Annotated in this window: 21 protein-coding genes and 1 tRNA gene; 7 read left to right on the forward strand and 15 right to left on the reverse strand. The window is 45.4% G+C overall.

The window, feature by feature from the left end; genetic code table 11:
* The 4 genes from speA (at position 1) to BM257_RS07260 (ending at position 3,816) form a co-directional block, all read left to right on the forward strand.
* Positions 1 to 1,893, forward strand: a complete 1,893-nt coding sequence (gene speA / locus BM257_RS07245) for a biosynthetic arginine decarboxylase (protein ID WP_092070365.1) — start codon at positions 1 to 3, stop codon at positions 1,891 to 1,893.
* Between the two features lie 42 nt (positions 1,894 to 1,935).
* Positions 1,936 to 2,721, forward strand: coding sequence for an acetylglutamate kinase (argB, locus tag BM257_RS07250; protein WP_092070368.1), 786 nt, complete (start codon positions 1,936 to 1,938; stop codon positions 2,719 to 2,721).
* A 17-nt stretch (positions 2,722 to 2,738) separates the two neighbouring features.
* On the forward strand, positions 2,739 to 3,245 hold the full coding sequence (locus tag BM257_RS07255; RefSeq protein WP_092070371.1) for an RNA polymerase sigma factor: 507 nt from the start codon (positions 2,739 to 2,741) through the stop codon (positions 3,243 to 3,245).
* A gap of 79 nt (positions 3,246 to 3,324) precedes the next feature.
* Positions 3,325 to 3,816, forward strand: a complete 492-nt coding sequence (locus tag BM257_RS07260) for a hypothetical protein (RefSeq protein WP_092070374.1) — start codon at positions 3,325 to 3,327, stop codon at positions 3,814 to 3,816.
* Positions 3,817 to 3,981: 165 nt separating this feature from the next.
* On the opposite strand, the gene BM257_RS07265 is transcribed toward BM257_RS07260, so the two are convergent.
* Positions 3,982 to 4,758, reverse strand: coding sequence for a CPBP family intramembrane glutamic endopeptidase (locus tag BM257_RS07265; protein ID WP_092070377.1), 777 nt, complete (start codon positions 4,756 to 4,758; stop codon positions 3,982 to 3,984).
* Complete coding sequence (locus BM257_RS07270) at positions 4,755 to 5,705, reverse strand: bifunctional riboflavin kinase/FAD synthetase (protein ID WP_092070380.1); 951 nt, start codon at positions 5,703 to 5,705, stop codon at positions 4,755 to 4,757. The genes BM257_RS07265 and BM257_RS07270 overlap by 4 nt, the downstream gene beginning before the upstream one ends.
* 79 nt (positions 5,706 to 5,784) lie before the next feature.
* Here BM257_RS07270 and BM257_RS07275 point away from each other — a divergent pair.
* Positions 5,785 to 5,858 (forward strand) — tRNA-Ile (locus tag BM257_RS07275).
* Positions 5,859 to 5,980: 122 nt separating this feature from the next.
* Positions 5,981 to 6,064, forward strand: a complete 84-nt coding sequence (locus BM257_RS15295) for an N-acetylmuramidase domain-containing protein (protein WP_369821313.1) — start codon at positions 5,981 to 5,983, stop codon at positions 6,062 to 6,064.
* Between the two features lie 91 nt (positions 6,065 to 6,155).
* On the opposite strand, the gene BM257_RS07280 is transcribed toward BM257_RS15295, so the two are convergent.
* The 13 genes from BM257_RS07280 to BM257_RS07340 all read right to left on the reverse strand — a co-directional run bounded on the left by BM257_RS07280 (position 6,156) and on the right by BM257_RS07340 (position 20,536).
* On the reverse strand, positions 6,156 to 6,365 hold the full coding sequence (locus BM257_RS07280) for a hypothetical protein (protein ID WP_092070383.1): 210 nt from the start codon (positions 6,363 to 6,365) through the stop codon (positions 6,156 to 6,158).
* Positions 6,366 to 6,378: 13 nt separating this feature from the next.
* Positions 6,379 to 6,525 (reverse strand): hypothetical protein, encoded by a 147-nt coding sequence (locus BM257_RS14810; protein WP_177216045.1) that lies wholly within the window; start codon positions 6,523 to 6,525, stop codon positions 6,379 to 6,381.
* A 12-nt stretch (positions 6,526 to 6,537) separates the two neighbouring features.
* Positions 6,538 to 10,020 (reverse strand): hypothetical protein, encoded by a 3,483-nt coding sequence (locus tag BM257_RS07285; RefSeq protein WP_143096795.1) that lies wholly within the window; start codon positions 10,018 to 10,020, stop codon positions 6,538 to 6,540.
* Positions 10,021 to 10,027: 7 nt separating this feature from the next.
* Entirely contained in the window at positions 10,028 to 10,297 is a 270-nt protein-coding gene (locus BM257_RS07290; RefSeq protein ID WP_092070389.1) for a hypothetical protein, read from the reverse strand.
* A gap of 367 nt (positions 10,298 to 10,664) precedes the next feature.
* On the reverse strand, positions 10,665 to 11,858 hold the full coding sequence (locus BM257_RS07295; protein ID WP_092070559.1) for a site-specific integrase: 1,194 nt from the start codon (positions 11,856 to 11,858) through the stop codon (positions 10,665 to 10,667).
* Between the two features lie 16 nt (positions 11,859 to 11,874).
* The gene (locus BM257_RS07300) at positions 11,875 to 12,507 is read right to left on the reverse strand and encodes a hypothetical protein (protein WP_092070392.1); all 633 of its coding nucleotides are present in this window, start codon (positions 12,505 to 12,507) and stop codon (positions 11,875 to 11,877) included.
* A 3-nt stretch (positions 12,508 to 12,510) separates the two neighbouring features.
* Positions 12,511 to 13,398 carry a relaxase/mobilization nuclease domain-containing protein gene (locus BM257_RS07305; RefSeq protein WP_092070395.1) on the reverse strand — a complete coding sequence of 296 codons (888 nt, stop codon included), beginning with the start codon at positions 13,396 to 13,398 and terminating at the stop codon, positions 12,511 to 12,513.
* Between the two features lie 3 nt (positions 13,399 to 13,401).
* A complete protein-coding gene (locus BM257_RS15140; RefSeq protein ID WP_255405624.1) occupies positions 13,402 to 13,758 on the reverse strand; it encodes a MobC family plasmid mobilization relaxosome protein in 357 nt (118 codons plus the stop codon).
* Positions 13,759 to 14,123: 365 nt separating this feature from the next.
* The gene (locus BM257_RS07320) at positions 14,124 to 15,326 is read right to left on the reverse strand and encodes a primase-helicase family protein (RefSeq protein WP_092070401.1); all 1,203 of its coding nucleotides are present in this window, start codon (positions 15,324 to 15,326) and stop codon (positions 14,124 to 14,126) included.
* Between the two features lie 3 nt (positions 15,327 to 15,329).
* Positions 15,330 to 15,650, reverse strand: a complete 321-nt coding sequence (locus BM257_RS07325; RefSeq protein ID WP_092070404.1) for a DUF3853 family protein — start codon at positions 15,648 to 15,650, stop codon at positions 15,330 to 15,332.
* 174 nt (positions 15,651 to 15,824) lie between these two features.
* Positions 15,825 to 17,087 carry a DUF6043 family protein gene (locus BM257_RS07330; RefSeq protein ID WP_092070407.1) on the reverse strand — a complete coding sequence of 421 codons (1,263 nt, stop codon included), beginning with the start codon at positions 17,085 to 17,087 and terminating at the stop codon, positions 15,825 to 15,827.
* 11 nt (positions 17,088 to 17,098) lie between these two features.
* Positions 17,099 to 18,598 carry a tyrosine-type recombinase/integrase gene (locus BM257_RS07335; protein WP_092070410.1) on the reverse strand — a complete coding sequence of 500 codons (1,500 nt, stop codon included), beginning with the start codon at positions 18,596 to 18,598 and terminating at the stop codon, positions 17,099 to 17,101.
* 477 nt (positions 18,599 to 19,075) lie between these two features.
* Positions 19,076 to 20,536, reverse strand: a complete 1,461-nt coding sequence (locus tag BM257_RS07340) for an AAA family ATPase (protein WP_092070413.1) — start codon at positions 20,534 to 20,536, stop codon at positions 19,076 to 19,078.
* A gap of 671 nt (positions 20,537 to 21,207) precedes the next feature.
* Here BM257_RS07340 and BM257_RS07345 point away from each other — a divergent pair.
* The gene (locus tag BM257_RS07345; protein WP_092070416.1) at positions 21,208 to 23,637 is read left to right on the forward strand and encodes a DUF4842 domain-containing protein; all 2,430 of its coding nucleotides are present in this window, start codon (positions 21,208 to 21,210) and stop codon (positions 23,635 to 23,637) included.
* Positions 23,638 to 23,823: the final 186 nt, after the last annotated feature.

Below are 23,823 nucleotides of genomic sequence, written 5' to 3' on the forward strand. Positions count from 1 at the left end.
ATGAAGAAATGGACGATTGAAGACTCCAAGGAGCTTTACAACATCAATGGATGGGGAACCAGTTACTTTGGCATCAACGACAAAGGAAATGTCTATGTGACTCCATGTAAGGACGGTACGCAAATTGACATCCGCGAGGTGATGGACGAGTTAGCACTGCGTGATGTCCAGTCCCCTGTGTTGCTACGTTTTCCTGACATTCTCGACAACCGTATCGAGAAGACATGGAGTTGTTTCAAAAAGGCTGCAAAGGAATATGACTACAAGGGTGAGAACTATGTAGTCTATCCTATCAAAGTCAACCAGATGCAACCTGTTGTCGAGGAGATTATCTCTCATGGACGTAAGTTTAACTTAGGTCTGGAAGCTGGCTCTAAGCCAGAACTGCATGCCGTTATTGCTATGCAGTGTCAGAGTGACTCCATCATCATCTGTAATGGGTATAAGGACGAGAGTTATATAGAACTCGCATTATTGGCGCAGAAAATGGGTAAACAGATCTTCATCGTCGTGGAGAAGATGAACGAGTTGGAGATCATTGCCCGTGAGGCAAAGAAACTCAATGTACGTCCTAATATCGGCATCCGTATCAAACTCGCCTCTTCCGGTTCCGGCAAATGGGAGGAGAGTGGAGGTGATGCCTCTAAGTTCGGACTGACGAGTGCAGAACTCTTAGAAGCTCTGGAACTGCTTAACAAGAAAGATATGCGCGACTGCCTGCGTCTCATCCATTTTCACATCGGCAGTCAGATCACAAAGATCCGCCGTATCCAAACCGCTTTGCGTGAGGCTTCACAATTCTATATCCAGTTGCATAAGATGGGCTATAATGTAGACTTCGTGGATTGTGGTGGTGGACTGGGTGTCGACTATGACGGAACGCGCTCTCCATCGAGCGAGAGCTCTGTCAATTACTCTATCCAAGAGTATGTCAACGACTGTATCTATACTTTCGTAGATGCTGCCAACAAGAATGCATTGCCTCATCCCAATATCATCACAGAGAGCGGTCGCTCTCTTGCTGCCCATCACTCCATACTAGTGATGGATGTGCTGGAGACAGCCTCTCTGCCAGAGATGCCTGAAGAGTTCGAGCCCGATGAGAACAGTCATCAATTAGTAAAAGACCTTTATGAGATATGGGACAACCTCTCCCCTCGTAACGTGTTGGAAGACTGGCACGATGCGGAACAGATCCGTGAGGAGGTGCTCGACCTTTTCTCGCATGGTATTGTCGATTTGAAGACACGTGCTGAAATAGAGGCAATGTACTGGAGTGTATGTCATGAGATCCACGCACTCGCCAAGAGTCTGAAACATATCCCCGAGGAACTGATGAAGATTGACAAGCTGCTGGCAGACAAGTATTTCTGTAACTTCTCACTGTTCCAGAGCCTCAGCGACTCGTGGGCGATAGACCAGGTCTTCCCCATCATGCCTATCCAGCGTCTTGACGAGCGTCCCACCCGTAACGCCACTATCCAGGACATCACCTGCGACAGTGATGGTAAGATAGCTAACTTCACTACCAATCTCCACAACACACACTCCCTGCCAGTGCATTCTCTGAAGAAAAACGAGACCTATTATCTGGGAGTATTCCTCGTAGGAGCCTATCAGGAGATACTTGGTGATATGCACAACTTGTTTGGTGACACGACTGCCGTACATATCTCCGTGAAGGATAATGGCTACCATATCGACCAGATTATCGACGGCGAGACAGTGGCAGAGGTATTGGAATATGTACAGTATCAGCCCAAGAAACTCGTTCGCCAGTTGGAGATATGGGTGGCAAAGAGCGTAAAACAAGGAAAGATTACCTTAGAAGAGGGCAAAGAGTTCCTGAACAACTATCGCAGCGGACTCTATGGTTATACTTATTTGGAATAACGTAATTCCGAGATATCGAGATTCCGAAACATCAAAAAGAAGATGAAAGAAAAACTAACAATAGTGAAAGTGGGAGGAGCTGTAGTCGAGGATGATCTACAGCTCTCTCAGCTGTTAAAGGACTTCAGCGCCATTGAAGGACGAAAGGTCCTGGTACATGGTGGAGGACGTAAGGCGACCAAGATGGCGGAGCGTCTGGGTATCGAGACACAGATGATCAATGGTCGTCGTATCACAGATGCCGATATGCTGGAGGTCGTCACGATGATTTATGGTGGACTGGTGAACAAGAACCTGGTGGCACGACTACAGGAAAACGGTGTCAATGCCCTTGGACTCACTGGTGCTGACGCTAATGTCATCAGAAGTCATAAGCGTCCTCTGAAAAATGGGGTTGACTATGGTTTTGTAGGCGATGTGGAGGATGTCGCACATGAGACATTAGGACATCTGATCGAAGCAGGCATCACTCCAGTGATGGCACCCCTTACCCACGACGGCATGGGACATATCCTCAACACCAATGCTGACACGATTGCCTCTGAGACAGCAAAAGCACTGGCGAGAATCTATGATGTGACACTCATCTTCTCATTTGAGAAAAAAGGGGTACTCAGCAATCCTGACGATGACGAATCTGTCATCCCTGTGATTACTCCTGAGGATTTTGAGAGATACAAGGCAGACGGCACCATCTCTGGTGGTATGCTTCCTAAGATTGAGAACGCTTTGAATGCCGTAGACGCTGGTGTCTCCAAGGTTATCATCACCCTCGCCACTGCTATTGACGGTAAACACGGTACTGTCATTAAGACAGTGCATGATTGATACTTACCCATTCTCAAATGCCAACGACAAGTTTCCAACACGACATCCTGCCGTTGAAAGACAAGCTCTTCCGACTGGCACTCCGCATCACCCTCAATCCTGCGGAGGCAGAGGATGTGGTACAGGAAACGATGGTCAAGGTATGGAATCGTCGTGACAGTTGGGGAACAATTGACAATATCGAGAATTTCTGTCTAACCATTTGTCGTAACCTCGCGGTGGATAAGACACGTCACATGGGCAACCAGACCCTCTCACTGGAGACGGAGATGGAGCCCTCGGACAATAGTCATCATGCCAACCCTGAGGAGCAAGTCATCCAACAAGACCGTATCCGACTGGTACGACAGCTCATTGACCAGTTGCCAGAGAAACAACGCAGTTGTATGCAGTTACGTGACATAGAAGGTAAGAGTTATAAGGATATTGCCACTATTCTCCAAATCACGGAAGAACAAGTGAAAATAAACATTTTCCGAGCCCGTCAGACAATCCGGGAACAATTCAAGAAAGCAGATTCTTAAAATTTTTTTCGTTCTCCTGTAACTTTTCCCCTCGTCATTCGTCTTTTATAATGTAGGGGTTAAAAATCCCAGACGAAAAATGGATTACAAATACATCGAACAACTCTTAGAACGCTATTGGGCAGCAGAGACGACCCTTGAGGAAGAGGGCATCCTGCGTACCTTCTTCAGCCAGAAAGATATTCCTGCTGAGATGATGCCCTATCGTGACCTCTTCGCCTATGAGACGACAGAGTCAGAGAACCACCATCTGGGTGAGGATTTCGATGCACGTATTCTTGCCATGATTCAGGAAGAAGCACCAGCCACCGTAAAGGCTCGTGAGATCTCTATGAGACAGCGTTTCATGCCACTCTTCAAGGCTGCAGCTGTCGTAGCCATCATCCTGACGATAGGAGGTGCTTTACAACGTCCATGGGATGCTAGCTGGAACGATCCACGTATCGAGTATGCCAATAGCTATTCCCTGCAGGTTGACTCTGCTGATGTGACACCCATGCAGGCTGAGAACATCACAGACAGCCCTGTTGACACCGCCAAGGTTATACCAACAGCGGTAGCCAAGGATTAACGAAGAATTTTTTCTATGCTTTCTCTATAATAAATATCATGTTTAGTTAAAACACAGAAACTGTGAAGTTTCTATTCTCTCAAATTTTTCATAACATACTAACGATAGCGGACTGCCAGTCATCGGTTGACGAGCAGTCCGCTGATTTTTTATCCATAATATCCCTTACACAGCCCTCCTCATCCTCAGATGGAGTTGGTAAAGGGCTGGGAGACAGATGAGGAGGGAGAAGAATACAGCAAGGTAGACATGGAGCTCAGAACCTTTGAAGATATCGATAAGCTTCATGTCCTGATCTGGATAGGCACGGAAGAGGATATAGGCAACAGAGTTATTCGCCCAGTGGTATGCCATACCTGGGAGGATAGAGCCGGTACGCCAATACATCCACCCCAACAGAAATCCTGCGAGGAAGGCATATGGCATCTGTGCAGGATTCATGTGAATCAGGGAGAAGAGTACTGCAGAGATCATAATAGGACCTACGGGTTGGCGATTGTTCCATTCTAATAAAGTACGGAGGATAGCACCACGGAATACTATCTCTTCTGCCAAGGGAGCCAGCAAGCCAATAGCAAGATAGCCCCAGTAGTTACTCAACAACTGCTCCTGCTCGTTTTCTATCCAGTTGGGTAGTTCTGGCATGTTCTCTTGCAACCATGTCATAGGAATAACCATTCCCAAGGCTGCCAGAACAGCCCACATCATGACATCCCACTGTTTGGTGAGCAGCCAATTGGGGGATATCTCCGCCCATCGTGCTGATAGGAAGATAATAATTGTCAACAAACTGAACACGGCTATGGTCGCGACCAGTTCCATCACGGTGATATCCGTTCCCCCTACTACCTGTTGCCAAACAAAATGCACCACAATACCAGCCATCGCCTGGATGGCTACAAATATCAGGGCATATACAAACGCATTTATAATATTCTTCATAACTTTAAACTCTCCACTCTCCTTCTGTCTTCCTCCAACTGTACCTTCAATTCCTCTTTACTATCGAAACGACGCTCGTCACGCAACCGTTCTAAGAACTCCACGGTGATAGTCTGTCCATAAAGGTCACCTTCATAGCCGAGGATATAAACCTCCATCGTTTGCTCATGCTCCCCGAAGGTAGGACGAGTACCGATATTCATCATCCCCCTGAGTATCTTACCTCTTCCCTCATCCATCACACATCTTACCGCATAGACCCCAGGAGCAGGGATGAGCTTACGACTGTCTATAGGTTGTAAGTTGGCAGTGGGAAAACCTAATGTCGTACCGATATGCTCGCCACTCACCACCTTTCCTGTGATGCGGTAAGGATAGGTGAGTGCCTCAGCGGCTTTCCTGACATCCCCCTCCTCCAGAAATCTCCGGATGACGGACGAACTAACCTCAGACAGATGACTGCTGCCAAATGATAGTTGACAATTTGCTGAAGGCAGTTGTCTTACCTTGACACCTATCTCCTCACCATAACGCACATAGTCCTCGAAGGTATCGTTGCGGTTATGTCCGAAACGATTGTCATAGCCTGTCATCAGTACTTTCACACCCAGTCTGTTTACCATCAGCGACATGAATTCACGAGCCGACAAAGCTGCCATCTCTTTGTTGAAAGGCAGTATCACGCAACGGTCGATGCCCGTTTCCTCTAAGAGCCCCATACGTTCCTCGAAGGTTGTCAACAGCTGAGGCTGCCAATCTGTATGTACTACTTCACGAGGATGGCGGTCGAACGTAATGACAGTCGTGGAGAGTCCATGCGCCTTGGCATAGTCACAAACATGACGAAGCACAAAGCGATGCCCCCTGTGCACCCCGTCAAACATACCGATGGTTGCTACACAAGGAACGATAGCACAACAGCCTTTTTCTAATATCAGTCTCTCCATTATGGAGGGCAAAATTACAAAAAAATATCTGAATAGTTGCATTTTTAAAGAAAAAGCATTACCTTTGCACCGGTTTTTCGGACTTGTAGCTCAGTTGGTTAGAGCAACAGACTCATAATCTGGAGGTCCCTGGTTCAAGCCCAGGCTGGTCCACACTAAAAATCAAGCACTTACGAGTTTCTCGCAAGTGCTTTTTTAATGTCTGCGTAAACAATGCGTAAACAAACTATTTCAGTCTCCGCTTTTCGGGCACCCAGTATCATAGAGTATCTATGATGCATTTTAGTCAGAATGGCCCTCAATATGCACAGAACAAATACGACGAGAAGCTGCAGAAGGCTTACATGAAATATAAATAGCAAGAATCTTATATAACAAAAAAGGAAGGACAAAACCCATATTGAAGTTTTGCCCTTTCTTTGTTATAAATAATTATGTACGATACTAACGTCATTTGTCGTCTGGCATATCGTCTTTTTCAATATTGGGATAGCCCAATTCTTTCGCACGTTTGGGATTGCGCTTAATCCATTCGCGCAATCTCTTGGCGTGCTCTTTGGCATTGCTTTTATGGCAGCGTCTGATATAGAACTGAAACCACAACCCAAAGATGACAAAGCCAACCAGAACGATTAATGCTATTATTTGAATTATACTCATAGCCCATCAGATATTATTCCAGCCAATCGTCATAGTCTGGTATCTCATTGGGCGGAGTAGGCTCTGGATCTGTATAACTACCACTACCAGCCAGCAACTGCATCCGATGCGTCAACCGTATAGCTCTACAAGTAGGCTTCACATATTTCTCTTTTTCCATTGTATGTACTATTTACTTTATAATTACTTTTCTTCCGTTATTAATATATAAGCCGCTCTTGCTTGGCTTTCCGCTAAGACGAACACCGTCTATTGTGTACCATCCGTCAAATGTAACGTCACCTGTCTTGGTGTCAATCTCACCGATACTGGTAGTCTCCCCATTGGCTCCTACAAGTTTGACAGTGATGCGCTGTGGCAGTTCTACTTCGTTAGAGGCAGAGCGAGTCATTCTTCGGGCAGAGGCAGAATTAGGTTCCTGCTCTGAGTCCTCAGGCTTAACCCACTCTAAATAGCATGACGTAGGACGAATCTTTGCGCCGCTCTTCACTCTCACGAAGTCGCCGGCCACGACGAGTTGTTCGTCCACCTCCTTGGTCGCTCCTGCGAAGCCGTACACCTTGCCGATTTCTTCGGAGTTCTCGCTGTCGCTCCAGTAGCGAGGCTGGTAGGTGCCTTTGAAATTCCATTTGTTCCACGAATATGTGCCATCACTGCCGTCGTACTCGGTCTGCTTGTTACCGCGTTCGTAACCCTCAGTGAAGATATCGAAGCCTTGGTAGTAGTCGTCCCCATTAGTGAAGTAGAGGTATTTAGCGTCCTCACCAGGCATGAAGAGATACGGCGTGTTGGCCTTCATCGTGGTCTCAGTCGTTTCGTTAGAGCCTTCCACGCCCACTTCCTTCATCACGGCAATCCACATGTTAAACGGCACTTCCTCAATGCCTGCGAACTCGTAGAACTTTCCCTCCGAAATGTTGTCATATTCACCCCGCCTGATATCGTTCTTCGTGAAGTCGAACGGCAGCATGATGGTCACGGCCTTGTCTCTGGTGAACGGACGGTTGTAACGCAGGTAATTTGTCCTCTGTTTCGTCTTGACATCCTTGATGCCGAGCGGCATGTCATCGTACTCGATGATGTAGCTCTTCTCCCCGCTGTAGCTGTACGTCTCCACTAGGTCACCGTATGTCGGCGTATAGTACTTGCCGTCGAAGACCATGGTGTGGCCATAGACCTTCAGGAAGCCGTGGTCGGTCGGGGTGCCAAAGTGGGCGAAATTGTCGGGAGCGTCGGCCGATTCCACAGCGGGCGAGCCTTGCTTCAGGAAGTGCGTGGCGACGAAGAAGCAGTTTTTCAGCGTGCCCTCGCCTTGGTTGTTGCTGCGGTGGAAGAACGTGCTGTTCTTGTTGTTGTCATATCCCCACAGCAGTTCGCACTTGTTGCCATTGTTGTCGTACTGGCCTTCGATGAAGAGGCAGTCTTCCAGTATGGCATATCCGTACTGTGACATGGCACCGATGAATCCGCCGCAGCCATAAGTCTGGTTCCAGGTGTTCGGGTTGTAGATGAGTCCGTCGAACACGCAGCCCGTAATGTGGCATTGGTTGTAATGCGAACTCAGGAGACCCACGAAGCCGCCGATTCCGACGTTCGCGCTGAGGGTATTGCTGTCGAAGGTGGTGCTGATTTGGGTGCTCACGTGGCAGTCGCGGATGGTGAGGTTGCCGTTAGCACTGCCCACCAGACCGCCCAAGTAGGAATTGGTGCCGCCCTCAATCAGTCCCGTCACGTGGAGGTTACTGATGGTGGCGCCGTCGGTGTTCTGGAAGGGAGCGGTGTACATGGCATCGGCAGTGCGGTTGAACGTCAGCGTGTTGCCCTTGCCGTCGAACGTTCCTTTGAACGGATGCACCATGCCCGCCATCGTTGTCACGCTGATGTTGGCGGCGAGTTCTACGGTCTTTCCGCTAAAGCCGTCGAGATTGGCATCATACTGTATGCGCTGACAGAAGTAGTTCCAGCCGTCGGCGTTCTTGATGGTGTAGGTGTCGCCGTCCTGCGCGAAGTTGTCGGCATTCATCGGGAACGTGAACGTGGCACCGAGGGTGACGTTCTCATTGGGCATGGCGAACGTGTAGGTGTTGTCGCCGTTGTCGGTGATGCCGCTGCCGATGCTCAGGCTTGTGTTGTCGCCCGTCACGGTCAGCGTCGTCAGGCTCTCGCCCATCTTCGGTGTGAAGGTGACGGTGATGTTTTCGCCCGCCATGGCTCCTGTCTTGTTAACGCTGAACTGCGGGTAGTCGTTGGTAATATAGTGTCCCTCAATGACGCTGAAATTCGTGGTCAGCACATAGTTCGTGCTGTTGATTCTGACGGTGGCGCGGGCAGTGTAGTTGCCTGCGACATAAGGTGCGGACGTTGTCCAACTGCTGCTGCCTTGCGGAGCGTATTCGACGGTACATGTGGCTCCGAGTTGCGTGTCCTCGTTGAAGTCGCTTACCGCCGGGGTAATCGTTGCGTAAACGGGACGAGATGGTTCGGCCATGCCGTCGGCGGCGTTAAGCGTTAGCGTGAAATGATGACTGGCACCGTACAGGGCCACATGGTCGGCATCGGTGCTGGTGCAGGTGGCAGTCAGCATGCTACCGCTGGCAGTGATAGATGATGAAGTGAACGTATGCCCGAGGTCAGCCTTCTGCTCCTTCACCAAGGTCACCTTGATGCTGCCATTATTCATAAAGTCAAAGCGCTGATTGGATACATTTCCTGATGCAGTCTTGACGAAAGTGAACCTCAGATAATTGCTGGTGTTTACGTCTATTTCGCCCGTGAAGGTGACGCTACTGCCAGATGTGTCATCCGTTGACGCAAAGTAATCACTGTTCCCGTTTTTCAGATTCGCTGTGCCGTTGCTTACGGAAAGACTCATGCCAGCAGGACTGAAGTTAATGTTATTGATCTCGACCTTAGTCACCTTGCCTGTGAGATACGGGAAGGTTACTTGAAGCTGGTTTTCAATGGCTTTGTGGAATAAGTAGTACCCGGCACTTCCCCATAGATTCCAACCAGGAGTGCCAGTCCATGTATAGCGCATCGTATTGCCGTTACTGACAAAGTCGGCAGAGTTTCCAGATATAGTGTATTGCATACTGCTTTGGTCAGACATGTTCCACGTCAATTCCACCTTGGGCGTTGCCTCCTTGAACTGCAACTCGCCAAGCTGGAATGTACCGTTGTTTCGTCTTGTTGCCTCGAAGCGGAAATACTTGTAGGCTTTCGTGTTGCTTTCGATGCTGAATTCCTTCGAGGTGCGGTCGGCCTCTGGCAGTTGGTCACCGTTGCTGTTGTCAACGGTTGCAATAGTAGTCCACTCGTCGGTCTTGTTCAGTTTCGCCTTGATAGTCCACGTTGCTGGATTGTAAGCAAAGGAGTAATAATCACCCGTCCAGAGAATATACTTCTTGGGGACGAAGGCACGTGAGTAATGAAACTCCACCCAGGGATTGGCTTTGCTGAGGGAGTAAATCGTGCTTGTGTTTCCGTCCACCAAATTACCATAGTCATACGCTGGATCCCAGTTCGTCGCCTGCCCGTCATCGACGGTAGGCACCTCAGTGACAAGGTCGTAAACTGCTGCTTCCTGCGCCCACGTCGTCTGCGCCATCGTGAGCATAGCGGTGAGGGTGAGGATAAAATTGAATATTCTTTTCATTGTAATTCTATATCATTATTTGTTGTAGACAATAAATGTGCTGTATAAGGAGAGAAACATATTTGTACTGATTATTTTCATAGATATAATCAGGAATGTAAACCGTGTCTCCCTCTTCAGAAGGGAAAAACGTAAGTGATAGACCGATGACACCTGATGATGGATCGTAAAAAGGAGCAAAGTTAAAAACATCTGGATCATCAACGATGGTCGCATTTGCACTCAACGGTATGCCGAGCAGTACCGTGAGAAAAAGAGAATAAATGAACTTTCTCATAATGGTCAATTTTTATTTTATTGTATTCTGTTATCACGTAACTATCTATTGCAACCACTCCTATTATTCTTTGTTTTGCCTTTCGGCATTCTGTGGTCTTTATCAAGAATATCCGCAATTCTATTGCTCTAAATGAAAGTTTGTCCCATTCGTCTCTTTCTAAGAGACGTAGAGCAGTAGAAATACCCGAAAAAAAGGTCTATCTGGCAGTTTTGTTTATCAATTTGCTAAACAAAGTGTCAAAATGAGTGTCAAAATGCAACTTTTCTTTTATAATAATGTGTGTTTTTAAGAAAAAAGTGTATCTTTGTACCCAAATATCCGTCTCTTAGAAAGAGATTGAGAAATTTGCTAAACAAATCCTTGTTTACAACAATCCCAGAATCATCTTGTTTGCTTTATCAACAACCGACGTTTCCAGTGAAGCGAGGTATATTTGTGTCGTTGCTTCTGAGTCATGACCCATTCCTTCGCTGATTACTGACAAAGGCACATTCTTCGCTTTGGCTGCACTCGCCCATGAATGACGAGCCACATACATGGTGAGTGGTCGTTGGAGTTGAAGCATTTCCGAGAGGTCTTTCAAGTGGTAGTTGACTAAGTGAAGAGCATTGTCGTACTGTTTCCTTTCGTTACCTTGTTTTGTAATGATAGGGAGAAAGAAATCTGTCTTGTTTTCAGGGTATTTGGCTATGATTTCAGTCATACACTTTTCCCACTTGATACTCAGCTCCTGGCCTGTCTTTCGTCTTCGATAAGTCAGGATTCCGTTCTGAAGGTCGGTCTTTTTGAGATAAGCCATATCCACGAAAGACATTCCTCTGGTATAGAAACTGAATAGGAACATGTCACGTGCAAAGTCCAATGAAGGTTTCATGGATAAGTCCAACTCCTTTAGGGCTTTAATTGCCTTGATAGGTATAGCTCGTTTCACGGTCTTATCCACTCCCGTATAGACGTGACGGAAGGGATATTGCTGTGCTGTCAATCCTTTCTCCACTGCACGATTATAGACAGCCCGAAGGTTACGCATATAGAACGAAATGGTGTTCATGCGTACCTCTCTGGTTTTCAAGTAGGCTTCATACATGAGCATCATGTCAGATGTGATACCGTCCAGAGGAACATCCTGCTCGTCCCGGAATGCCATAAAGCTTTTAAGCGTGGCAGTATAGGTCTCGGACGTGCGTACTTTACCCAACTGTTTCAGTTGAGCTATGACACCATGCATAAAGGTAAAGAGGGAGGACTCCTTGGTCAGTTTATGGAACATGGTAATCACGTCGTCTGCCGTGAAGCGATGACGCTCCGTGTCCAACGAGCGGACAACCTTTTCCAGACGGGCCACATCCCATGCCAAACGTTCCTGAATGCCAAGCAAGTGGTTTGAGCGGTTGCCATTTACAATAACGCTTTCCGACTCTGCATCCCATTCCTCAGCAAGAACTTTATAATCAGTATTCAACTGACGGACTACTCGGTTGTGGATAATCTGGAAATAGAGACCTCCCTCCTTGCCATCCACTGTGGATGGTCTGAATTTTACCTTTATTGATGTCATAGGCATACCCTTCGTTTTATATTCCTGAGTGAATAAGGATGGCATGATACATCTGGTGCATCCTGGCATTGTCAACAGCCATGATACAAGTCAGAAAAACAGAGACAAACCAGACACTCACCATGATAATGATAAGCCAGTGCTTGAAATAAGAGGATGTGAAGAAACATTTGATATGATACCAAGGCAAGTGGAGGAATAGGTATGCAAACATCCCCTTTGTTGACTGAGGCTGCTGTGGTTTCAAAACTGTTTCTGTAGGTAACGGTTCATGGATGACCACAGTCGTAACGGGTGATGTAGCGGTATTGCGGTTCTTAATGATTTCCATTGCTTCAGTCAAAAGGGCTTGATATTTATTCAACAATTCCTCCGCTTTCGCCAATTTGTTATTCTCTTCACCATCTACTACAATCTCTGCTTTATTCTCTTTGAAATACTTCACTAATGCCTCATGGATAGCACTGGTAGCATTGAACTGATGCCTGAGAAAGTTGTATTCGCTGTCAAAACCATCTTTTTGAGCTATTACTCGCAGATAGCCGTTCTGCTGGTTGATAAGCCCAGCAAGATTGTCTATTTTTGAAATAAGTTCATCAAACGAGGTCGTTGGCTCGTCCTTCAATGGAGTGAGTCTGTTTTTTGCCATAATTTATCTTTTACGTTTACGCGGTATATAATTGTTTTTCTTATCTCTATCCTTGTCCTCGTCGTCATCGTCCTTGGAACTGGAACCGCCTCCACCACTAGATGATGGTACGATATGCGGCTGCAACAGCATTTCTGCTGCGGCTGCACCGATGACATTGGCAGTCTCCAAGAATTGATTGATACTGTCGAAGCTCAGCGAATGGTCTATCTTTCCACCTGCAAAGGTGACGTTGCTTTCGTTGTCGGTGAAGGTCACTCCGCAAACGCTGCCATCGCTGTCTCGGACAAAATCCAGTGAAATGCCCTTGGGTGAGAGTACCTTGCACAAATCTTGCCATGAGCTACAACTTTTCAGGGATGCGTTTACCTCATCATAGATACGATACTTGATGACATCCTTGCCCTTCAGACGTTCACGACGAACATTCTTCTTGCCCTTGCCAAAGGTGAGTCCGTACTCTCTGGTCAAAGCCTTAGTAATGGCGGCAGACTTGCGGAAGTTACAGTCTCCCATAATGGCATCACCATCGTTATTGACTCTGTTATAGACAATGTGAACGTGAGGATGTGGTTGATCTTGGTGACGGAACACGACGAACTGCGTGTTGACGATTCCCATCCTCCGCATATACTCTCGGGCAATCTCTGCCATCAGGTCATTATTCACCTTTTCCTTATCGTTAGGCGAGAAGCTGAGTGAGATATGACCGACGAAGTTTTTGACTCCAGGATGGGCTTTTGCCTGTGCCTTGAAACTGGCAGTGATAGCGGCATTGGAAGTAAGACTTACTCCATAGGATGCCACTACTACTGCATCCTTCTTCACTATGTCGTTGGCATAGTTGACCAGTCCACCGAAGTTGTTTCCTGTATGAATCTTTGCTATCATAGTTTATTGTTCACTTATCTGAATTAGTATTTCATTGATTTTATTTGCCAGTTGCTGTATACGTTCTTCCACCTCGGAGAAGTTATGGATGTGTGCCTCATGTGCCAACTGATTCAAGTTGTTCGCCATGCCTGCAAGGGAGCGAAGCAATGATGTTTCCTCTTTGGTAAAGGGTTCCTTTACATAGCCGTTGACAGTTAACTCGTAAACCAGCGTAGAGAGGGACATGCCTGTACGCCTACGTTTGTTCAACAGTTTCCTGTAGCTTTGTTCGTCGAAATAGACCTTGACAGGATGAAGCCGCTGCTCGTTTTCGGGCTTCCTTGGACGACCGCCTTTGTTTGGGGGTGGGGTATTCATATTTCCGAAGTGTTTAAGTGAGACATCTGGCATTTTCGGCTTTCAGTGCCGTGGTTTAGTGGGACACAAAACCTATACTTGCTCCCCCAACCCCTAAAAAACATCCTAACGTTTCTGAACGATGCCGTGTGGGGTGTCAGGTCACGCAATTGGGCTTTTTTCTTCTCGTCTGCTGAGGACGAGTTTGTGAAGATGATGATGTTTGTCATTGTTATAAAAGATTTTTTGCCAATCAAAAGAAAAATAAAAACGCTTTTCGACTACTGTCCTGCCGTTGATAGTTGTTGTATTTTTGTTGAGCGATTACTTGTCTGTAACCTATTGATATAATATCTTTTATTATAAATCTTCATCGAATCAACAAATCAACAACGCAATGGTTCCAAGAAATCCCGTTGGACGGTGTAGTACCTACCAGTTCGTTGAACAGCCATATAGTTTGTGGCATTGGTATAGTCGATGTTGTAGGTCGTATAACGGTAGGCATTGGCAGCTGGTTGCAGTTGCCAGCGTTCCTTCAGAACCTTCAGAATTTGCCACTTCTCAATCTTAACATGCGTGTTCAACAGGAGTGCATGAATATCATTGGGACAGAAACAGTATTGTGTCAGGTTGTTCCGTTCCATCACATCCAGACAAAGTTCCACCATATCCAGTTCGGCACGTGGTCGGTTGTGGCGAATGATGTTGTCAAGAGCATCCGTATGGATAAGCGCAGGATTGAACCACATTCGGCTTTCTTTTTTCGTTGACAACACTCTTTCGTGTTTCAAGTGGAACAGGAAGTGAGGAACCTCTGCTTCAAGATGTCGCAGGAAATCAGGGTCATCATTTTCCAACGGCTCCACCTTACGAACCCAATAACGGATTTCCTCCGGGTCAATAATGACTGGAAAGGATTCATTATTGGAACACAACACGAACTTGGCAAAGAACTGAACCTCGTTTCTGTCCTTTCCTTTGGCTTCCATCTTATAGGTAAGAGCTGTACTCAGGTTCTTCAGTCGCTCGGAATCTTCCCTGCGACTTAACAATACCTCATCTACAAGGATTAGTAACTTACCTGCCCAGTCTGCATTGAACTGGCTGCGAAAATCCTCATTCGTGTTGAACGTGACATTGTCTTGAAAGATCAGTTTAAGGAAATTGAGGAAAGAGGTCTTGCCAGTATTACGCTCCGTAGAGACCAACAGGAGAACTGGAAGTTTCTGAGTCGGCTTCTCGTAAAGGATTTGCAGGTAATCCATCCCCAACTCATATTGTTCGCCGAAAATGTGTTCCATCAGCGATTTGATACGAGGGAACGGACCTGCTTCAAGTTGGTGTGTGATTGGTTCATACAGGTTGTAGAAAGTTCCAACCTCTCTGTTATAATCCAGATGATTGGGAACCGTACAGAAGCCATCGAATTTTGGTATATCGGCTATAAAGTTCTTGCCGTAGTCCTGTCGTAGGGCTTCGATGCTCCACGGAATACGTCTCTTTACGGTTTCCCCATTGACCAGCGGCTGGTCCACTATCTTGTAATAAGTAGTGCCAACACGAATAAACTCGTCATTCTGTTCCATAGATTATTCTTTCTTTTCTTTGTTGGCTTCTGCTTCCTTTGCCAATGCAAGTGCCATGTCTGCATCAACAATAATCTTGCGTCCTATCTGGGTGATAGCCGCATCAATGATGCCGCTTCGCTTGATACGATTGGCGGTTGGTACACTGCACCCAAACACCTGGGCTATGCCCTCTATACCATAGAAGGTGCGTTTCTGTACAATAGGTGTTTGTTCGTTTGCCTTTGCCTCCATGCTGCTGTTGAGCAAAAAGGTCAGTTCCTCGCCCGTCATCATGGCGATGGGCTTCTGGAGGAGTTGTTTGATGTCAAATTGAGTTGTCATAAAATTTATTATTATTAGAAATTATACATCTGAGGCATTTTGAGCCTCGTTTACATTCTCTGAAATCAAATTCTACGGCAAAGGTACTATGGAACAAAAAGGTTGTCGGTCGGCTTTATTTGCAAGAAATAAAACCGACCGACTTTTAACTAAACAGGAGGAAAATATGGGGGCTCAACCGACTTCAATGAAGATTTGAGTCCATTTATCGATAATACGTTTGGCTCGCTTATAGCTGTCACCATAGGGCGAAGAGTTGAGTGTGAACATCTTCAGCTCACCATATCGCTTCTGCGGAATATCATGACCAGTATGCTGTCCTGTGAACTGTTCAATGGCTCGGTGAAAGGTCATATAGGGGATGCTCGCTTCTATCTTCCTTGCACGTATCAAGGCACAAAGCAGATAAGCAAGACAAATACCATCTGTATTCTCGTCAAGAAACTGGCATGTCCTTTTCTTTAGAATTGCAACGTCACCAATCAGAATTTCATCCAACGTGCGGATAGACTTCTTTTTCCCTCTCTTCCCTTTTGCCTTGTGCAGAGCTAACATGACATCCTTCCAGATTTCCGGGTGGCAATCCTCAACTGCATTCTCCCAAGAAGCTTTGGTGTCAGTTCCCATTTCCATGCTATGATGAACGAGTATGTGGATGCAGTTGTGAACCAATGTCAATCCGCTCTCATCTACCTCTTCTTTGGTCAAGATGGCATTGAGGATTTCCATCATTAGAACAAGCCCATGGTCAAACACCACGAAGTAGTACATACAATAGGCCAATGTGTCTCCTTGGTTTATAATCCTGTCATAGAGATTCGCCAGGAACTTTGGCAAGAACACGGCATGAGAGAGTATGAAGATGTCAGCGAAGAAAGACAAAGAATGGTACAGCTGCTTGCGCTCCAATTTGCTGAGCAACATACAACCATTGGAGTTTTGTGCGAGTTTATCCAACTGCTCGATGAAATGTGTTCTCATGTTTTGTGGCAGACGGTTCCATATTTCAACTGGTGTGCCAGACTTGACCATCAACAATCCCTTTTGGCATGACTTATAGATATCCACCTTTCCCGTCTTCAGATTGATGCCTAACCCTAACTGGCGGTTGACGATGCATTGGGCAATCTTCTCGGTATGTTCGCCTGCCCACTGAACATTTCCAGACATCATGCGCTGGAGTTGGGATGGATTCTGTGTGAATAAAGTAAGGAACCAGTCATAGAAGGACTGCGCTTCTGGTGGAACGCAATCCTTCATCATGGCATACATGTTATACAATGTGGTGAAATCACCTTCTGCCACTTTGCCTATTCCTCTTTTGAAGTCAGCATAGACAGCTTTATTCTGGTTCTTCCATGTGTGGATGAACTGGTCTGTTTTCTCTTTTCTCAGCGAGAAGTCTGGCAATATCTTTGAAAAATTCAACTTAAACATAACTTTGTAGATTATTGGTTAGACGACTTCAGTTTACTCAGGAGTTGAGACAGGTCATCCTCCGAGAGCTCTGCCAATTCTGCAAGCAGTTTTTCACGCTTGGAGCGCTCCGTGTTCAGATCCAATAGCTTGGAGTTGTATTCCATCTGTTTCTCCAATGGATATGTATCAAGATAGATATGTGTGATGGCATGTTCACCAGTTGAGTGTCCCATGCTCTCTGAGATGTAATCCACTTCCACACCTGCGTTATGAAGGTTGGTGGCAAAGGAGTGGCGACACCAAGTTCCAGATGGCTTGATGGACTCGTCCCATTGAAGAACCTCATGACAGACATTGTCCATCCTTTCCCTTACATTCTTATTCTCCTGTTGCGTTCTCTTCCTGCGGTCTTCCTCGGTTTCTGCACCATTGAATATCTGAGGGAACACATAGCCGTCACGTGTAGGTGGTGCTGCTATCTCATCAAGGATGCGCTGTAAAGGTTCGATGATAGGAATGATGACCTCAGAACCGTTGGCACTGGTCTTTTCCGTCTTCTTACGGTTGAAACGGAATGCCTTGCCTTCATTCTGGAAATAGTAGTTGTCGTATTTCAATCGGGCTGCATCTGCCATGTTGAATCCGTTGCAGAGATATTGCACCAGAAACAGGCCAAGCGAAAAATGCACTGATGCTGTATATGACTCGCCCCAATGCTCTGGGTATTGCTTTGAAATAAAGAGATTGTAGAGTTCTGTCATCTGACAGACACGGAGATAGCACTTGCGCCTTTTGGCGCTTGGAGGAATGCTGACAAGTCCCTTCTCTTTTTTGTTTGAGAACGGATAAGGCACTTCTTTGAGGAAACCTTCGCGAATACAGGTGTTCCATACGGCACGACACGCACGAAGATAGATTCCAGCCGTTGTGTCGCTGATTTTACCTATGAGCTTGCCGCCTTTGCCTTTCACGCCATGCTTCATGCCATCCTTCCACTTCTGTATCTCAGCAACACTGATGTTAAAGCCCGTAATGGCATCATACCCCATTATCTTGCGGAATGACTTTAAGGCATATTCGTAATTCTGCCCAGTTGTAAACTGTGTTCCTCCATCATTGGTTTTGAGGTCGTGGATAATCTTCTCCCAAATACTCATGAAGGAACGGTCATCTTTCGTTTGAAGGGATGTGTTGCCTGTGGTGACAGCCACACGTACCATCTCATAGGTAAACAAACTTCCTTTGTTGAGTTCTGCAAGCAGGTTTTTGTACTTGGGAACGATGGTCTCTCGCCACATACGCTGCTCACGGTAGTTTTCGGATGCGCTCTTTGTGGCGTTGCAGATGTCGGAGAACTGTTTTTCGGTGTAGGTACTACCTACAACATAATAGAAGAACTTGCGATCAATAGTGAAGCGCATGGCCAATGGGAACTCTGTCGCATTCTTCCTCTGTGTGCGACAATCGAGAACCAAGGAAGCGGAACAATTACGCTCCTTGATAACGGGTAATGATTTTGTTAATTTCATGTCTGAAATGTTTTTAATGAATTAAACATGTTTGTTCTCACGCTTGCAACCATTTCAGTACACGTATATATATACAAAAACAGCTGCGTTTGACCATTGCCGAAGCAATAATCAAAAGCAGCTGTGCAATCTTGGCATCTCCTGTCGCTGTATGGGAACCGGGCTTATGCTAATCGGTCTCACCCCCTGAAGAGCCTCTTGTGTGAAGTTGAATGAAGTATCTTCCGACTAATACTTCCTCCACACTATGATTCATCGGAATGGATTTTAACCAGTCCACGTTCTGGCAAGCAGACTCACTTTCCTGTCAAAACAAGAAGAGCAACATTTCGTTCATGGTCTGCTCTAGATGCTAATGCGATGCAAAGGTACTCTATTTATTTCAATTATTCCTGTCTATCCGCATAAAAGTGAGTGCCTTTGAGTATCTTTAACCTTCATACTTGGATAAAGTATGAAATTATACTCGGAGACAATTTACACTTTTCTGAATAGATCATCTGCTGTTATCTGTTTATTTACCTTCCTTGCGTACATATTGTTATGAAGTCCGAAAGGTGTTACATAAACTATTGAAAAAGACTTCTTGGTGGATGTGACCTTCCTAAATGTACGGAGCCTTTGCTCAACATGGCTGGCATAAGCTTTTGTTATCTCGTATTCTCCGCTTGAATATTTCATTTCACACACGCTTACAGTCTTATCATTCCTGTCAATAAGTAAGTCTATCTGACCACCAGTTTTCATGTCTTCGTCTGCGTTAACATCATTAAGCACTGCTTCCGATGGACGGTAAGCCCATGAACATGGCGAATAGAATGTTCCACTTATGCCTAAAGCGTTTACGATTTGTTCGATGTGATGCAGGCATACCGTTTCAAAAGAATAGCCAGACCATGCTGCATATTCAGGTGTACCTATCTTCTGGAGCCAATAGTTCTTTCCAACATTACTTTTATCTTTCATAAAGTGAAGATAGAAGAGAGAGAATTGGTCTGTGAGCTGAAACATTTTGTTCTTCTTCTCTTTGCCAAACGGGTAATATGAGCGTATGAATTCACATGTTTCCAATTCTTTGAGCAACGTAGTGAAATTTCCATTATTAAGTACTTTAGTCTTGTTGATTAGCTCCAAACGCGTCATTCCTTTCCTAGCACTGCTAAGTGCATTTATAACAGCAATATGGTTCTCTGCCTTTTTGAATAGCGAGTTATAGAGCCTATTAAACTCATCAGTCAGTTCTCCCCCGTTAGTAAAACACAAGCTATTGATATTCTCAGCCACGCTTTTGTCTTTGTCAAACAATGATAAATAGTAGGCCACACCACCAACAGCCATATAGCAGTCTATCATTTCAGGACGCTCATAGTTGAAACCTCTACTTTGGAAATATTGCTCCATCTCTTCAAGACAGAACGGAGATATCAGCATTTTGTGAGTTACACGGTTATGTAGCCCTCCTCTGGAGTTTATCAGTTTATTCAGCATCCATGAGGTGGCAGAACCACAAACTATTAGTTTTATGTCCTTACGATAGTATGCCCAGTTGTTCCAAAAATGTTCCAATGCCCCAAGGAATCTGGATTTCTGTGTGTCAAGCCATGGCAGTTCGTCAATGAAGATGATTTTTGCACCACTTCCCAGCTTCTCAATATTTTTAGAGAGCATGCGAAATGCTTCTGTCCAATTCTTAGGCACACGATTGTCGTCAAAGAAATCCGACAGTGCATATGAAAAATTCAACAACTGCTCTCCAAGACGAGCATTTTCCTTACCAGTCATTCTGAAGCAGAATTGACCCTCCAACAGTTCTTTGATAAGGAATGTCTTACCAACGCGCCGTCTACCATAGACAGCAATAAACTCTGACTGTTCCGAAGAAAGATATTTCTTCAGTTCCATTATCTCTTTTTCACGGCCTACAATTGAATTTTCCATCTTATAGCATTTATATTTTGGCGCAAAGTTAATAAAAATATTAGATTATGCCAAATAATAATGCTATATTTTGGCGCAATCTATGCAAAATATTGAGATTATGCCAAGATATAGTACTATCTATTGTGGCAAGACTAATATACCATTTGGTAATTTGGCTTTCTTTTGTTTGGTCATTTGGCAGAGTTTTGTTCGGTGATTTGGGACAAATTCATTCGGTCATTTGAAACCTCCAGATTGTAGTCTGTTGCTTTTAACCATCTATTATGCCCCAAATTCTGCGTAAACAATGCGTAAACAAACTATTTCAGTTAGGGGTATTTTGTGAGTTTCAGTGAAAATCATAAAAATGTAACTCATTGGATATCAGTATAGTTACAAATTATAGACTATCACGGAATATCATTATATTGGTCTCATAATCTGGAGGTCGTAGGTTCAAGCCCTACCTGGTCCACACCAGTAAGCAGTTGCGATTTTCGTGACTGCTTACTTCTTTATAAATGTTAAAAGCCGCAAGTTTATCGGTAAAATCTTTGTTTTTACCAAATTAATGATTATCTTTGCAAATAGACAGTTAACACCTTCGGTGTTTGCGCAAACAAGCGCACTCTAGGCTTATATGTTTATAAGGATACCATAACCCTTTTTTATTATTTAACAACACAAAGATGATGAATAAAAAGTTTTTGATAAAAGGCTTCGCCGCATTAGCACTTGTTGCCTCCATTAGCAGTTGTACGAAGGACGTGACTGCAATGAGTCAGGGCGAGATCAACACGAAGTCGAAAGAGAATGCTGAGCTTCAGCTCGGTTTGAGTATTCCTAACGGTCAGACTTGGGACATGGCGTCTCAGGTGACTACGAATATCGCAGTTAACTTAGGTTTGGATCAGTCTTATACGGTGGGTATCTATGACAAGAACCCCTTGTATAACAAGAATGCGAAGTATTACACCCTCAAGGAAGTTCATGAGGGAGGAACACTTAACACCTCACTGACCATTCCCTCCAACCAGTCAATGGTTTACATTACCGTTTACGACAGCAAGAATCGCAGTGTCGTTCATACAGCACATGTAGAGAACGGACAGATCAATGCTAACATTGGCGGTGGTGCCGCAGGCAGTCGTTCTATGCGTGCCGCAGAGGATGCCAGTAAGTATCCTGAGTATGTGGAAACATTAGATTATTATCTGAACCCCATCAATGGACGTAACCGCTGGGATGGGTGGAATTTAGATCCAGCTAATCTTGAGGAGATCTCCATCGACGGGATGAAGTCATATACTGCTCTCACCGATGCTATTATCCTGAATGATACAAAAGATGGGAATCGTACATTGACCGATGAGAACGGTGACCATTTCCCAGGAGGAAACGTTGATGGTAGGCACTATCGCGTGGCTGCCAACACAGAGGTTACAGAGGTGTTCCATATAATCGGACATACTACCATTGTCAATAATAGTGTCATCTATGTCGAGGGTACCCTTCACCTGAATGGTAACACACTATATGGTCCAACAATTGTTGTGGCTGATGGTGGTAAGATTATCCTTGATGGTGATACCAATATGAGCAGGACAGCACGTCTCATTGTGATGGCAGGCGGATCTGTTGAGGCTGCTAGTGGCGTTACTCCTACATTTAACGTTAATAGCGAAGATTATAGTGGTCTAAATGTCATTACAGATGAATCGATTCTTAACAACAGTAATGTTGGTGCACCATGCTATAATGCTGGTACCATAGCGTTTAACGGTGAGTTTAACATCAATGGTTGTGATTTCTATAACAAAGGTACCATTACCGTCGACAAGCTCCGCAACACTTGTGGTGGTTTCTATACCAACTTTGGTCATATTACAGCTCGGACCAACAACGATGCGGAAGACGATGCTTTCAACTCTTTAATTGTAAATGGCTGCTATCTCCATTACACGGAGGACGCTGGTGTAGGTCCTTTGACACTATTGGACCACAGCCGCTTAGATTGTGATGGGCAGTTGTATATGTGTGCACCCTCAAGAAATAATTGCATCATGTATAATTATAGCATGATAGACGCTGGGTCTATCAAATGCAATCAAGTGATCTATACTGGTCCGACAGAAGAAAATTCCTTCGCTATTGTTAAGACTGGAAGTTTCTATGTAAGTTATGCTAACGATATCAACGCACTTAACAATGTGTACTTTGATATGGAGAATACCGAAGAGTTCTATTTATATGATTCTGATGGGAACGTAACGAAAGAGGATCTTACCAACAGATGGGGCGCCGCTTATCATATCCTGGGTGGATGCACTCCTTTTGGACTCTATTTTTGCGCAGCACCTATAACCCACTGGACTAGCGAGGACAGCTCTGCCCTGATCATCCCTGATGGCGATTGTACTGGCAAGGGTAACAATCCCGGTGGTGACGATGGTGAGATATTTGGTGATCCCGTCGTTTACACCTATGCTTTCGAGGATCAGACCGCTAATACAGACTATGACATGAACGATGTCGTGCTGAAGGTCAGCTACAAAGTGAAGGAAGAAGGAACCGGTGAGAACGCAGGTAAGGTGATTTACGACACCAACACACTTGTCGTGAAGCTCGTTGCCGCTGGTGCTACCTATAATATCAAGGTGAAGATTGGCAACACCTATCTCTTCGGTGGTCAAGAGATTCACGACGCACTGGGTGTGGATAGAGGTGTGATGGTGAATACCGGCAGGTCTACACCAGTAGCTCCTATCTCTGAGGAGATAAATATTCCTGCAGGCTTTACAGGTGACTTTACTCAGCTGCCTGTGTCTATCGAGGTGCTGAGCACGAATACCACTTACGCCTATCCTAACACGGATGAGTATCCACATGCCATCATGGTTCCTACAGACTGGGCTTGGCCTACTGAGCGTACCATCATCACAGAGGCTTATCCTGGCAACGGTACAGCGACCATCACGACAGAGAGTGGTGCTGAGTTCCTCATCAACTCGTTCTCCGCATGGGCTGCTACTCCTGCTGCACAGCGTGCGACAGTGCTTGGTGACATCAAGTGGTATGAGACAGCTGCTGCTCCAGGCAAGACCATGACCAACAATTAATTGGGTTCATCAGACTCAATCCCTGGATTAACCATATCAGTAAGCAGTCGCGATTTTCGTGACTGCTTATTCTTTTATAAATGTTAAAATTTTAAAGTTTGTCGACAAAATCTTTGCATTTACCAAATTTCTATCTATCTTTGCAATCAACTATTGACTTATATAATTGATGTTTGCGTGAACAGA

The organism is Prevotella sp. tf2-5 (assembly GCF_900115435.1).
In the GTDB taxonomy this organism is placed as follows: domain Bacteria; phylum Bacteroidota; class Bacteroidia; order Bacteroidales; family Bacteroidaceae; genus Prevotella.